Source organism: Vibrio lamellibrachiae (assembly GCF_050337265.1).
In the GTDB taxonomy this organism is placed as follows: Bacteria; Pseudomonadota; Gammaproteobacteria; order Enterobacterales; family Vibrionaceae; genus Vibrio; species Vibrio kyushuensis.
In genome coordinates this window covers 555,718-568,821 of sequence record NZ_JAKJSU010000004.1, presented here as the reverse complement: position 1 = coordinate 568,821, position 13,104 = coordinate 555,718, and the positions used below count along the sequence as shown (strand labels likewise).

The 13,104-nt window shown below is 42.2% G+C and carries 12 protein-coding genes; 5 read left to right on the top strand and 7 right to left on the bottom strand.

Annotated features, from left to right (window positions below; genetic code table 11):
• The first annotated feature begins 61 nt into the window (after positions 1–61).
• The 3 genes from rnm to rluB all read left to right on the top strand — a co-directional run bounded on the left by rnm (position 62) and on the right by rluB (position 2,667).
• Positions 62–937 carry an RNase RNM gene (rnm, locus tag L4C54_RS02810; RefSeq protein ID WP_428807008.1) on the top strand — a complete coding sequence of 292 codons (876 nt, stop codon included), beginning with the start codon at positions 62–64 and terminating at the stop codon, positions 935–937.
• A gap of 47 nt (positions 938–984) precedes the next feature.
• Complete coding sequence (locus L4C54_RS02805; protein WP_428801617.1) at positions 985–1,605, top strand: L-threonylcarbamoyladenylate synthase; 621 nt, start codon at positions 985–987, stop codon at positions 1,603–1,605.
• Positions 1,606–1,716: 111 nt separating this feature from the next.
• Entirely contained in the window at positions 1,717–2,667 is a 951-nt protein-coding gene (rluB, locus tag L4C54_RS02800) for a 23S rRNA pseudouridine(2605) synthase RluB (protein ID WP_428801618.1), read from the top strand.
• Positions 2,668–2,752: 85 nt separating this feature from the next.
• Here rluB and L4C54_RS02795 read toward each other — a convergent pair whose 3' ends face one another.
• Genes L4C54_RS02795 through L4C54_RS02785 form a run of 3 tightly spaced genes read right to left on the bottom strand, consistent with a single transcriptional unit; the run spans position 2,753 to position 4,650 of the window.
• Positions 2,753–3,067 carry a DUF1330 domain-containing protein gene (locus tag L4C54_RS02795; RefSeq protein ID WP_428807007.1) on the bottom strand — a complete coding sequence of 105 codons (315 nt, stop codon included), beginning with the start codon at positions 3,065–3,067 and terminating at the stop codon, positions 2,753–2,755.
• Complete coding sequence (locus tag L4C54_RS02790; protein ID WP_428807006.1) at positions 3,060–3,668, bottom strand: short chain dehydrogenase; 609 nt, start codon at positions 3,666–3,668, stop codon at positions 3,060–3,062. Before L4C54_RS02790 ends, L4C54_RS02795 begins: the two co-directional genes overlap by 8 nt.
• A gap of 13 nt (positions 3,669–3,681) precedes the next feature.
• On the bottom strand, positions 3,682–4,650 hold the full coding sequence (locus L4C54_RS02785) for a haloalkane dehalogenase (RefSeq protein ID WP_428807005.1): 969 nt from the start codon (positions 4,648–4,650) through the stop codon (positions 3,682–3,684).
• Positions 4,651–4,805: 155 nt separating this feature from the next.
• Between L4C54_RS02785 and L4C54_RS02780 the strand changes: the two genes are divergently transcribed.
• The gene (locus tag L4C54_RS02780; protein ID WP_428807004.1) at positions 4,806–5,666 is read left to right on the top strand and encodes a LysR family transcriptional regulator; all 861 of its coding nucleotides are present in this window, start codon (positions 4,806–4,808) and stop codon (positions 5,664–5,666) included.
• Positions 5,667–5,775: 109 nt separating this feature from the next.
• On the opposite strand, the gene cydC is transcribed toward L4C54_RS02780, so the two are convergent.
• The 4 genes from cydC to L4C54_RS02760 all read right to left on the bottom strand — a co-directional run bounded on the left by cydC (position 5,776) and on the right by L4C54_RS02760 (position 11,507).
• Positions 5,776–7,497, bottom strand: coding sequence for a heme ABC transporter ATP-binding protein/permease CydC (gene cydC, locus L4C54_RS02775; RefSeq protein ID WP_428807003.1), 1,722 nt, complete (start codon positions 7,495–7,497; stop codon positions 5,776–5,778).
• Positions 7,490–9,277: a heme ABC transporter permease/ATP-binding protein CydD gene (gene cydD, locus L4C54_RS02770; RefSeq protein WP_428807002.1), complete on the bottom strand. Its 1,788-nt coding sequence runs from the start codon at positions 9,275–9,277 to the stop codon at positions 7,490–7,492. Before cydD ends, cydC begins: the two co-directional genes overlap by 8 nt.
• A gap of 129 nt (positions 9,278–9,406) precedes the next feature.
• Complete coding sequence (gene trxB / locus L4C54_RS02765) at positions 9,407–10,369, bottom strand: thioredoxin-disulfide reductase (protein WP_428801625.1); 963 nt, start codon at positions 10,367–10,369, stop codon at positions 9,407–9,409.
• A 313-nt stretch (positions 10,370–10,682) separates the two neighbouring features.
• Positions 10,683–11,507, bottom strand: coding sequence for a DUF2797 domain-containing protein (locus L4C54_RS02760; protein WP_428807001.1), 825 nt, complete (start codon positions 11,505–11,507; stop codon positions 10,683–10,685).
• 275 nt (positions 11,508–11,782) lie between these two features.
• Between L4C54_RS02760 and L4C54_RS02755 the strand changes: the two genes are divergently transcribed.
• Entirely contained in the window at positions 11,783–13,087 is a 1,305-nt protein-coding gene (locus L4C54_RS02755; RefSeq protein WP_428807000.1) for a GGDEF domain-containing protein, read from the top strand.
• Positions 13,088–13,104: the final 17 nt, after the last annotated feature.

Genomic DNA, 13,104 nt, shown 5'->3' with positions numbered 1-13,104 from the left:
TGCATTTGTGTACTAGTTAACTAGTTCAAAGAAAGAAAGTCAAACAAAATGAATAAAAAAGATGAAAATTGATCTACACAGTCACACGACAGCTTCGGATGGCAGATTAACCCCTCAAGAGTTGGTTGATAGAGCCGTAAGCTTTGATGTCAAAGTCCTAGCGATTACCGATCACGATACCCTTGATGGCCTTGATGTTGCCAGAGACCACATTGAACAGAATGAATTACCCATTCAGCTTATTAGTGGGATTGAATTTTCCACGGTATGGCAAAACAAAGACATTCATATCGTCGGCCTCAATATCGATCCAAATAATGCGTCGGTACTTGCACTCATCGAACAGCAGAAGTTACATCGTCACGAACGAGCTAAGCTTATCGCGCATCGATTACAAAAATCGACCCGAGAAGGTGTGTTTGAAGAAGTGCAGCAGATAGCGGGAGATGCGCCGATTACACGCGCTCACTTTGCAAAGTGGCTCGTTGATAATGGTTATGCCAAGACCATGCAGCAAGTATTCAAAAAATATTTAACTCGTAATAATCCAGGTTACGTGCCGCCGACTTGGTGTTCAATGAATGATGCTATTGACGCCATACACAGCGCTGGAGGGCTTGCTACGCTAGCTCATCCAGGACGCTATAATTTAACGGCGAAGTGGATTAAGCGATTAATTTTGGCCTTTAGTGAGGCGGGTGGGGACGCTATGGAAGTAGCTCTACCTCAACAAGCTCAACAAGAAAGACGCACCCTTGCTGATTATGCTATACAATACAAACTATTAGCCTCTCAAGGCAGTGACTTTCACTACCCATCTGCTTGGACTGAGCTTGGAAGAAATTTATGGTTACCTTCTGGCGTTGAACCCGTTTGGAAGGATTGGGCTATTATCTCGTCACCACCGGTGAACGAAGGTGAAGAACCAACTATATAGTTTCAATAATAATATAGAGTCGAGAGACTCGATAATGAGGAATTACAATGAGCCAGTTCTTTTACGTACACCCTGACAATCCACAGGCTCGCTTGATCACTCAAGCTGTAGCTATTATTCGAAATGGCGGTGTTGTCATTTACCCGACAGATTCAGGTTACGCACTAGGTTGTCAACTTGAAAACAAGCAAGCGTTAGAGCGAATTTGTCAAATCCGCCGATTGGATAGCAAACACAACTTTACGCTTCTATGTCGTGATCTTTCTGAGATCGCTTTATACGCGCGAGTAGATAATACCGCGTTTCGTTTACTGAAAACGAATACTCCTGGGCCTTATACCTTTATCTTTAAAGGCACTAAAGAGGTACCACGTCGTTTGATGAACGCTAAGCGTAAGACTATCGGAATTCGAATCCCTGATAATAAAATTGCTCTTGACCTACTGGAAGCATTAGGCGAGCCATTAATGTCGACGTCGTTGATATTACCGGGCAATGAAAATACAGAATCTGATCCTGAAGATATTCGCGATCAATTGGAGCATGCGGTTGATTGTATATTAAATGGTGGTTATTTAGGTGAACAGCCGACCACAGTGATCGACTTTAGCGATGACGAAGCCGTGGTAGCACGTGTTGGCTCTGGCGATCCTTCTCCGTTTGAGTAGTCAAAAAATGATGCTTTTTGATCGTTAATTTGAGATACTACGCGGCCGCGATTTTGGGTCGCAATAAATTTCATTCGACGTCTGTGAAGACGACAATTACTAGGTAAATAAATGAGCGAAAAACTACAGAAGGTTTTAGCACGCGCAGGGCATGGCTCACGTCGTGAACTGGAAACTTTAATTAAATCCGGTCGTGTTAGTGTGAACGGTGTGGTCGCTAAACTAGGCGAACGTCTAGAAGATGAAAGCGCCGTTATTCGTATTGATGGTCACAATGTAGCAGCTAAGGTTTCTGAAGAAGTTGTTTGTCGTGTACTTGCATACTACAAACCTGAAGGTGAGTTATGTACTCGTAGTGATCCTGAAGGACGTCGTACTGTTTTTGATCGCTTGCCTAAGATCCGTGGCTCACGTTGGATTTCTGTTGGTCGTCTTGATGCGAACACTTCTGGTTTACTTTTATTTACCACAGATGGTGAGCTTGCGAACCGTTTGATGCACCCAAGCCGTCAAGTTGAGCGTGAATATTTAGTTCGTGTTTTCGGTGAAGTAAACGAAGATAAAGTAAAAAACCTTGTTCGTGGCGTTAAGCTCGAAGATGGTATGGCTCGTTTTGAAGATATTGTTTACGCTGGTGGCGAAGGTATGAACCATACTTTCTATGTAGCGATAAACGAAGGTCGTAACCGTGAAGTTCGTCGTCTATGGGAATCTCAAGATACAACCGTTAGCCGATTAAAACGTGTTCGTTACGGTGATATCTACTTAGACAAGAAACTGCCACGTGGTGGTTGGAAAGAGCTCGAACTTAAAGATGTTAACTATCTTCGAGAGCTTGTTGAGCTAAGCCCAGAAAAAAGCACCATGCTTGATGAGTCTAAAGAGAATACATCACGTCAGCGTGAACGTTCTCGCAGCCAAAAAATTCGTCGCGCTGTTAAGCGTCATGAAGAACGTGTTAGCACGCCATCAAAAGGTCGTAGCAACAACCCATCACGTAGTAAAAAGCCGACTAAGAAGTCTGCAGGCGAACCGGGCGCACGTAACAAAACTCGTCGTTAAGCGAGTATTGCTTTAGGGCATATTGAATACAATAAAAAAGCTGATAGATTTCCTATCAGCTTTTTTTTCGACTAAATTTCGTCATTTAACTAATAGCAAGAGAGAAGTTTGTATCAATCACATCTGACCTTAAGTGCTTAATGGCTAAGTACTCTTGGGAACTCATACACTCCTTTAAGTGCTGCATCGAAGGAAACTGCACAAGTGACAACTTAGCATCTTGAGTTGACCAGTTACCTTCAAGAATTCCAACCTCTTGCTCAGAAGTACCTGTAATTAATACATTTGCTCCGTACGATTGAAAAATTGGCATTGCTGCTTTTGCGTAATCGACTAATGATGCATGCCCTTCTGGCAGGATTAGAGATGCGACAAGATAAGCGGGCTGTGAGTTATTCATATGAGCCACCGACCGCATTATATACTTGCCCGTTTTTCGAACCATGAATGCTGGCATCGTAATACGTGGCGACATCAGACGCCGCTACACCTGCACTACTATCAATTCCCCACGACTCCATGGTTTCTTTAACCATACTTGGGCTTACCACATTAATTCGCTTACCATCCTTTAGTTCGAGTGCTGCTGTTGCTACAAACGCGTTGATGGCAGCAACACCCATGGCAATAGCGGCAGTACCTGGCATAGGATGGTTTGATGCTTGACCGGATGTGAGCGTAATTGAGCCGTTATCATTGAGGTAATTTAAACCAATACGAACAAGGTTAACTTGTCCCATGATTTTATTGTTCATAACCATATCGAACCCTGAATCGGGCATTTCCTCGATATTACCCATCTCACCATTACCTACCATACTAACAATGGCGTCTACTTTTCCTACTTTTTCAAACAGAGAATGAATGGAAAGGCTGTCCTCTACGTCAACGGTATAATCTCCTTGGGTATGACCTACCGCTAGGACTTCGTTATCTTTTTGTAATTGATTAACGACTACTTTTCCGATGGTTCCATTTGAACCTATAGCTAAAATTCTCATGCTTACTCCTAGTTTAATATTCAGTTTTTTCTAACCAATGTATTAAGGTTGTCGCTAATTGTTCCGATTGATCTTCTTGTAAAAAGTGTGATGCGTTATTGATGGTTTTATGCGGTTGCCCGTATGCACCTGAAAAGTTATTTTGAAATTTTGTGTCATAACCACGATCGGCTAAGAATGGGTCTTGGTCGCTAAAAAGCGTCAGTACAGGTTTGTCCCACTGCTTTAATTTCTGCCAATCCTCATTGACGCTATCTAATTCAGAAGCGACAATTTGAGGCATCTTTCTTGGCCCCGCATAATATTTAGAGCTTGGAAACGGGGAGTCGTAAGCTCGTATTTCCTCTGGATTAAGATCTTTTGTTGTTAGTGTTTGAATGATCTTTCCTACTTCGAGTTGAGATGAGTGCTTAAAGTAGCCCGCCCAATTGCCGTAGTTAATTTTGTTTGAAAAGGTTTCGAGATTTGGCTTTCCTGCGAATGCAGCGAGCAATTTGAGCACTTTGGGAACCATGAACTTCTCAACACCATTCATTTCAGCAAGGGCAGTGTTAGCAACGACAAGTCGGTCTAACCATTCTGGCTCTTGAGCTAATGCGCGCAGGCCTATCATTCCTCCCCAATCTTGCATAAAGGCGACGGCGTTTTTTATCCCTATTTGTCGGACAAAACTGCTCATCCAACGAACGTGATTACCATAGGTATGAGCATCGATGCTTGTTGGTTTATCCGATTTACCAAATCCGATTAAGTCAGGGGCAATAACACGGTAGCCAGCTTTCGTTAGCACTGGGATCATATGGCGATACAGATAGCTCCATGACGGTTGCCCGTGCAGGAGAAAGATGGTTTTAGTGTTGTGACTTCCTTCGTCGAGGTAGTGAACTCGCATACCTTCTACATCTATATAGTTCGGCGAAAATGGGTAGTCCGCGAGATTATTGAAAGCACTATCTGGTGTTCTTAGGACTTGTTGGTTCATTGCTATTCCCTTACTGAGCTAATTATTTATTCATATCTGAGCTTTGCCGTGTTGAGCGTTATCAGGACAGAAGCGATTTGATAAGTTCACTTTAAGCAATAAGGTCATTCTAAAAAAGCATAGCTTTTCGACGGACATGGTCATATTATTAGTTCATGATTGCATTGGAACATTTGCACGTTATAAGCGTGATTCACCAAGAAGGTAGCTTTAGAAAGGCTAGTGAACGTCTTTTCAAGGCGCGTTCTGCCGTGTCTTATTCAGTAAAACAGGTCGAAGAGTACTATCAGGTAGAGATCTTCAATCGCGATACTTACCGGCCAGAGTTCACTCGTAATGGCAAAATCTTACTCAATAAAATTCAACATCTTCTTAATGAAGCGAATGAGTTCGATTTATTTGCTAAACAAATGAATAGTGAAGTCGAGGCTGAATTGCGTCTAAGCTTTAGCGCAATATTCCCGATGGAAAAAGTGTCGACTCTGTTGCTAGCCTTAAAACAGCAGTTTCCGAAAACGATTATTCATCTGAATATAGAGACAGCTTCCGGTGAAAGGATGTTGCTTGATGATCTCGTTGATATAGGCGTATATGCAGGGTTAGAAAAGGATGACAAAGTACAGTACCGCTGTATTGAGCATTGTAAATTACCTGTTTTTATTTCAAGCTCATTTCCATTGGCAGGCAATAGCGACATTACTCAGCTAGACCTTACTCAGTATCCTCAGATCGTCGTTAAATCTTCTTATAAAACCAATCCGGATTCAGGCATAGTCAAAGACGGTCTACAGTGGTATGTATCAGATCATAATACTAAAAGGTCGCTAATTCGCAGTGGGCTAGGTTGGGGGCGTTTGCCACTTCATGAAGCCAAACAAGATGTTTTGGACAACAAACTGATCCAATTAGATTCGTTGCAAGCGATGGAAGTGCCCGTTTTTACAGCGAAGCTCAAGACTAAAGCCTTAGGTCCTGTAGGTAAGATGGTATGGGAGTTTTTTGATGATTTTGAGTAGCGGCTAATTCTATACGAAGGTAGTTGAATTAGCATACGAAGCGCAACCAGAAAGCGATACATCGATTAGATATTCGCTTACTGGTTACACTTACTGATAGCTGGAAGTGTTACAGAGTTTGAGTTAATTGGAAGTAGCGACCTTTCTGACCCAGCAGCTCTTCATGGCTGCCCATCTCAACGATCTCTCCTTGTTCAATAAGACAAACCTTATCCATTTTATGTAGATTGACCAAACGGTGAGTAACGAATAGCACCGTCTTGTTGACGAAGTGTGACTCAAACAGTGCCATGATCTGCTGTTCTGTATGTTTATCTAATCCTTCGGTTGGCTCGTCTAGCAATAGGATAGGGGCGTCATGAAGAATGGCTCTTGCAATACCAATTCGACGTTTTTCACCACCGGACAAATGGCGTCCACCGTCTCCAAGCCATGTGTCTAGCCCTAGATCATCGAGCAGTTTACTTAAACCAACCTTGTTCAGTGACTCTGATAAAGCTTCATCATCTGCCGATGGTTTCGCCATTAGAAGGTTGTCTCTTAGCGTACCGTTAAGAATATCGACACGTTGGCTGACTACTGAAATTGAGGCACGTAATTGACTCTCGTTCCAATCAACAAGAGGGATACCACCTATCGATATTTTTCCTTGTTTAGGATCCCAATAACGATTGAGTAGTTGCAGTAAGGTTGATTTTCCTGAGCCTGTTTGACCAACAATCGCAATTTGCTCATTAGTCGTAACACTCAAGTCAATAGAGTTTAATACCGTTTGTTCGCTATCTGGATATTGAAAGGTAACATCGCTAAACTCAATCGAGTAAGAGTCAGAGCACTCTGATTTTTGTGGGTTAAAGACGACGTCCGGCTTCGCTAAGATGACTTCGTTGAGTCGTCTCGCAGACGTGAGAGTTTGACCTAAATGCTGGAATGCTCCTGCGATAGGCATGAGTAGTTCGAAGCTAGCCATTGTTGCAAAAGCTATCAAGGCAATCATCGGATCCGGAGGATTACCGCCTACACCGTCGGCAGATAGCCAGATAATTAGCACTAATGTCCAACCATTCGCAAGCATCAGGAGAGCCTGAGCTAAACCCGAATAATGGGCATTAATAAACTGATTTGAAACTAATTTGTTCTGTGCATCCAAGATAGCGTTACGGTATTTCTCTTCAGCGCCAAACAGAGTTAATTCACTATAGCCTTCCAACCAATCCAGCGTTGATATACGAAGTTGTGACTTATTCTCAGTAAGCTGCTGTCCATTTCGTTTGCCAAGTTTGTAGAAGACAATTGGCCAAGTAGCTAAAAGAATCAGCAATATGGAGCCTAGAGTAAGCCCAAGGGTTAAATCAAACCAACTCAAAAACAGAGTAAGAGTTGCGATACCAAAAAAGCTAACAATAACAGGGCTAATCAAGCGTAAATAGACGTGATCCATCGCATCAACATCGGCGACTAAGCGATTGAGTAAGTCACCATCTCGAAGCGTTGAAATTTTTCCCGGAATAAGAGGGGTTAACTTCTTGAAGAAGAAAATACGTAGGTCTGTAAGAAGCTTAAAGGTAGCATTATGACTTACAACGCGCTCACCCCATCGGCCTGCTGTTCTACCCATTGCAAATCCACGGACAAAAGCGCCGGGGAGCATATAGTTAAAGGTTTCGCGAGCTACTGTTAAACCAGCAATAGCTGCTGCTGATAAAAACCAGCCAGATAGTGTTAGCAAACCAATTGACGCGAATAGGGTGGCAAACGCTAGTAACATTCCAAGTGATAAGCCGAACCAATGCTTTTTATACAGTTTTAGATAAGGGAGTAAATCACGCATCTAAATTCCCCTTATTTGCTTGGTTAAAGGCTTGATTTGAAGAGAGCATGGTATGGAACAGTCCTTTCTTTGATGCTAACTCATCGTAGCTTCCAGATTCGGCAATTAAGCCGTCACTCATGACGAGTATTTGATCCATATTTTTGAGTGGCTCTAATTGGTGCGTCACCATTAACGTTGTTTTGTGCTTGGTTTGGCTGTTCAATCCTTGTGTTACAAGTTGTTCACTTCGTGCATCCAAACTTGCTGTTGGCTCATCTAGCAGCCAAAATTGCCCTTGTTGTAACATAGCGCGAGCAAGTGCAATACGTTGAGCTTGCCCTACGGAAAGTCCCCCAGAACGGTCTGAAACTAAATAGTCTAATCCATGTTGGTCAACAAATTCTGCTGAGTAAGAATCGCTCAGTACTTGAGTAATTGCCTGTTCGGTAACTGATTCATTACCCAAGGTGATATTGTCTCGAATGGTTCCATGAAGCAGAAGCGGATTTTGACCTACCCAACTGATGGTTTGACGCCAACTTGAATGGTCTATTTGATTTAACTCTATGCCATTAATACTCAAACTTCCCTGATAAGGCATAAAGCCTAAAATAGCGTTTACCAAGGTTGTTTTTCCCGCGCCACTAGGGCCAACAAGTGCCGTATTAGACGACGAGTTTATGTTAAATGAAACTGGGCCGACAAGTTTCGTTCCATCTGGGCTGAATATTTCCAAATTATTGGCGGAAATCGAGATGCTGTCATCATTGTTAATGGCTACATCGCCCGATTGAATCTGACTGACATCCGTTTCCAAAAATTCAACGATGCTTTCTGCTGCGCCAACAGCTTGCTGCTTAGCGTGGTAATAAGTGCCCAAATCACGAAGAGGCTGATAAAACTCAGGCGCGAGAATGAGTATAAATAAACCAGCGAATAGAGTGACTCCGATACCGTAGTGTCCGAAATTAAGCTCACCAATGAAACTGAACCCAAAGTAGACGGCGGTAATGGCGATAGAGAGAGAAGTGAAGAACTCTAAAACCGCCGATGATAAAAAGGCAACTTTAAGTACATCCATCGTGCGAACACGAAACACTTCGGATGCGCCTTTAAGTACATCAGCTTCAGCTTGAGTGCGATCAAACAGGCGAATGGTTGTCATCGCTTGCAAACGGTCATAGAAATGCCCAGAAAGTCGTTGCATGGCTTTAAAGTTTTTTCTATTCGCGTCGGCTGCTTTCATACCAACCATAGCCATAAATAAGGGTACTAGCGGTGCTGTGATCAGGAAGATAACACCGGCAGCCCAGTTGATAGGGAAAACAACGATGAGAATGATAAAAGGCACGAAAACAGACAGTGACATTTGAGGTAGGTAACGAGAGAAGAAGTCTTGCATATCTTCGACTTGCTCAAGTAATAATGTCGCCCATGCGCCTGCTGGCTTACCTTTAATATACGTTGGGCCTAGTGCGCGTAGTTTGTCTAGGATAAGTTGGCGGATGTAAATTCGTATCTGTTCACCACAGCGAAATCCTGCGATTTCTCTACCCCATGAGCAAGCAGCACGAACTGCAATGGTGGCAGCGAGTGCTATAAAGTAAGGAATGAGTTCACTTTTATCTACTTGTTCGATAATAAGCTGACTTAAAATTGAGGCGAGAAGTGCAGCTTGAGCCAATAAAAAAATACTTGAAAGCACGCCTAGGCCAACAGTTATCATAAGCCAGCGTTTGGCAAGCTTACTTTGCTGTTTGAGCCACATATTTAAGCTACGTTGTTTTTTCTTATCCATTTGAAAACTTAATGATAATTATTATGAATTTTATAGCGGCATTATACAAAAGAAAGCCCAAAGGGAATACCTTTGGGCTGTAGGGATTTGAACTAAATATTAAAACTAATATTTAATTAAAACTAAACGTTAAGCTTGATCAGCTAAAGCGTCTAAATAACGCTCAGCATCGAGTGCTGCCATACAACCAGTACCTGCGGATGTAATCGCTTGACGGTAGTTATGATCCATAACATCACCTGCTGCAAATACACCTTCAACACTCGTTTGGGTTGCGTTTCCATCTAGACCCGATTTAACGATGATGTAATCATCTTTCATTTCAAGCTGACCTTTGAAGATTGCTGTATTTGGTTGGTGACCAATCGCGATGAAAGCCCCCATAACTTCAAGATCTTCTGTCAAATCTGAACGAGTATCTTTGATGCGTACACCTGTCACCCCCATATCATCACCGAGCACTTCTTCTAACGTACGATCGGTATGAAGAACGATATTACCGTTTTCAACTTTGTCCATTAAGCGCTTCACTAATATCTTCTCAGAACGGAAAGTGTCACGGCGGTGAATAAGGTGAACCTCAGAAGCAATGTTAGACAGGTACAGAGCTTCTTCAACCGCGGTATTTCCGCCACCAACAACCGCTACTTTTTGGTTTCGATAAAAGAATCCATCACACGTTGCACATGCTGAAACACCACGGCCTTTAAACGCTTCTTCTGACTCTAGACCAAGGTATTTTGCTGATGCACCTGTTGAAATGATCAAAGCGTCACAAGTGTACTCTGCGCTATCACCTTTAAGGCGAAATGGACGTTGGCTTAAATCCACGTCGTTGATGTGATCGAAGATCATTTCGGTTTCGAATCGTTCGGCATGTTCTTTCATGCGGTCCATAAGTGCTGGGCCTGTTAATCCTTCAGGATCGCCGGGCCAGTTTTCGACTTCAGTCGTCGTTGTTAATTGGCCGCCTTGCTGCATGCCTGTAACTAAAACAGGATTTAGATTTGCACGAGCTGCATAGACTGCTGCTGTGTAGCCTGCTGGGCCTGATCCAAGAATTAGTAGATTACAATGTTTAACGTTGCTCATTCTGGCTCCAATACTGATATTTGAATGCTAATTGGGATGATTGTATGGAAGATATGGGGGCAAAGGAAGGACAAACAAGTGCTCTAGAGTGAATAAAAGGGAATAGATTAGAACCAATTATTAGTTCGTTTATAAGAGTATATTTGAATTAGTATCGCTCTGATTAGAACAATAACTTTTTGATATAGCAGATGATAAAGGGAGGTGAAGATTTGATGTTGATCTATGGTCTCTTCCATTCTCTCTGCTTGATACATTGGCTATAAAACCACTAGCACAAAAGGTGAGATATGGAAGAGTCCTAAGTCTTTGGTTACGCTTTCAACTCCACTTCATAAGAGCTGAACTTACGAATGTTAATTACGCCTGTATCCAAAATAAGGTATTGACCCTTTATCCCTTGAAGAGAGCCTGTTACTTCGGGATTCTTATCAAAATTATGTGAAACAATTTTAGTTGGGTGTTGAGTCACTGGGTAATGAATCGGAACGATATCTCCACTCAATATTTCAATCGAATCATCACCAAACTGCTGTTTAATCTCTTCAATTTTATCTTGAACTAACGGGAGCAGTTCTGCAAAACGCTCTTCTAGCGGTAGATCTTCACCATCTTGTTTCAGCAGCGTACGCCAGTTTGTTTTATCAGCAATGTGCTTAGCTAACTCAATTTCAATCAACCCTGAAATGTAGCGGGTCTTCACTTTGAAAATAGGTAAGCCTTGAGTGGCACCTTGATCAATCCATCTTGTTGGTATTTGAGTATGACGTGTAATGCCGACTTTTATGCTCGATGTGTTTGACAGGTAAACAAAATGGTCGACCATGCAGTTCTCTTCGCCCCATTGAGGCTCGCGGCAAGTTCCTTGTTCATAATGACAAGTTTCCGGCTTCATAATACACATATCGCAACTGGCGAGTTTTCTCATACACACATAACAGTGCCCCTGAGAGTAACTTTTTTTAGTTTTCTTTCCACAAGCGCTGCAAAAGATATTACCTGTATGGGTTAATGTGATTGTTTTGCCAATGAGCGGGTTAAGCTCAACCAGTTCGTTACCGACGGGTAATCGATAGCTTACTGTTCCCTCTAAAGAGGTTGACATTTTTTTTAGTGTACCTAGTACGGTTAATGACATGACTTTGCTCTATTTTTTATAATTATGACTGAGTTTAACAAACAAAATGTGTTGAAATAAAATGTGATTTATCAATAGTGCTTTATACTTGATTTACTAGTTGCATAAAACCAATACGTGAAGTGCACCGTAAATAATTACGCAATGATAGGTTGCGAGATGAAAAAGATTGAACCAAGCTCTCGCTCATCTCAAAATTGACTAGTGATAAATCAAACCGAGTGATGGATCAAATTTTTGACTGAGCGTATTAGCTTTGGAGCCAAGACAACTGCATGAAGTTTATACATAAATCTGTACTTTTCATGGTTGTTATTACCATCTTAACTGTCCAACTTTATCTTATGTACGGAGATGGACGAGTTAAAACAATCCCCCCACATTTATACACATTTTTTGCAACCACTGATACCTATAACGGTGGGCTATCTACCGCGAAAATTGATATTAATCGACAGAGTGTTGTTCTTACGTGTGAGCTAAAAGAGAGTGATTACCCTTGGCCATATTGTGGCGTCTCTATTCATCTTCATAAAGAGGCTGATAAGGGTTTTGATTTTTCCGGTTACCACACCGTTCGGCTTAATGTTGATTTAACCAACCTTGCTGATAATTCGCACCCACGAATGCGTTTCTATATGCGTAATTTTAATTCTGAATATTCTACACCTGATAATGAGTATACCCATAAGTACAACGGAATTGAGTACTCACCAGCTCAGGGACAAGGACTGCTTGAGATTCCTTTATATAGCCTTCAAGTGATGACTTGGTGGTTAGTCGACAATAATATTCCGATTAGACATTCTGCGCCTGAGTTTACCAATATCAATAAAATCGAGTTTGCGACGGGATCTAGTGCCGGGCCAGGGAACTATAAGATGGAAATTAATGAGGTATCTCTGGTGGGTAAATATATCCCCGGTGAGACATTATTCATGTCGTTACTTCTTATGTGGGTTGTGGGCGGAAGTCTACTTTTGCTCGGTGAAATTCGCCGTAATCATAAAGTGATTAATCAATCAGCAACAAGACAAGAGCACTTACGAAACATCAACCGCTCGTTGCGTGCACAGAATTTTCAATATGCTGAACTAGCACATCGTGATGCGTTAACCGGAGCGATGAATCGACATGCGATTCGTGACTGGTTGAAAGTACAAAAGGAGAAGTGTTTAGGTGGCGATAGCTCGGTAGCAATACTCTACTTGGATATTGATTACTTTAAGCAAGTTAATGATCAGTATGGGCATAAGATTGGCGATGACATACTGCGTGAGTTCGTTATGGTGGTATTCAGCGTGATTAAGCAAGATCATCGCTTAGTTCGCTGGGGCGGAGAAGAGTTTATAGTTTTTTGCTCAGGGATTGAACTTGATAGTGCGGTGGCATTGGCTGAACAGATTCGACACTGTGTAGAAAATCATATCTGGGTTCATGGCGATCCACTGACTTGTAGTATTGGTGTCTCAATGTTGACGAACGAACGTTCTACCGAAGCGATAGCAAGGGCTGATGAAGCGCTTTACGTAGCGAAGCACGAGGGTAGAAATAGAGTTCAAGTGAGTGAGGCTGGGTAGACGCTTTGTTTATTGCC

Excerpts from the sequence above, each read along its gene's own strand:
- rnm (WP_428807008.1), top strand. The coding sequence starts at position 62 with ATGAAAATTGATCTACACAGTCACACGACAGCTTCGGATGGCAGATTA.
- L4C54_RS02805 (WP_428801617.1), top strand. The coding sequence starts at position 985 with ATGAGCCAGTTCTTTTACGTACACCCTGACAATCCACAGGCTCGCTTG.
- rluB (WP_428801618.1), top strand. The coding sequence starts at position 1,717 with ATGAGCGAAAAACTACAGAAGGTTTTAGCACGCGCAGGGCATGGCTCA.
- L4C54_RS02795 (WP_428807007.1), bottom strand. The coding sequence starts at position 3,067 with ATGAATAACTCACAGCCCGCTTATCTTGTCGCATCTCTAATCCTGCCA.
- L4C54_RS02790 (WP_428807006.1), bottom strand. The coding sequence starts at position 3,668 with ATGAGAATTTTAGCTATAGGTTCAAATGGAACCATCGGAAAAGTAGTC.
- L4C54_RS02785 (WP_428807005.1), bottom strand. The coding sequence starts at position 4,650 with ATGAACCAACAAGTCCTAAGAACACCAGATAGTGCTTTCAATAATCTC.
- L4C54_RS02780 (WP_428807004.1), top strand. The coding sequence starts at position 4,806 with ATGATTGCATTGGAACATTTGCACGTTATAAGCGTGATTCACCAAGAA.
- cydC (WP_428807003.1), bottom strand. The coding sequence starts at position 7,497 with ATGCGTGATTTACTCCCTTATCTAAAACTGTATAAAAAGCATTGGTTC.
- cydD (WP_428807002.1), bottom strand. The coding sequence starts at position 9,277 with ATGGATAAGAAAAAACAACGTAGCTTAAATATGTGGCTCAAACAGCAA.
- trxB (WP_428801625.1), bottom strand. The coding sequence starts at position 10,369 with ATGAGCAACGTTAAACATTGTAATCTACTAATTCTTGGATCAGGCCCA.
- L4C54_RS02760 (WP_428807001.1), bottom strand. The coding sequence starts at position 11,507 with ATGTCATTAACCGTACTAGGTACACTAAAAAAAATGTCAACCTCTTTA.
- L4C54_RS02755 (WP_428807000.1), top strand. The coding sequence starts at position 11,783 with ATGAAGTTTATACATAAATCTGTACTTTTCATGGTTGTTATTACCATC.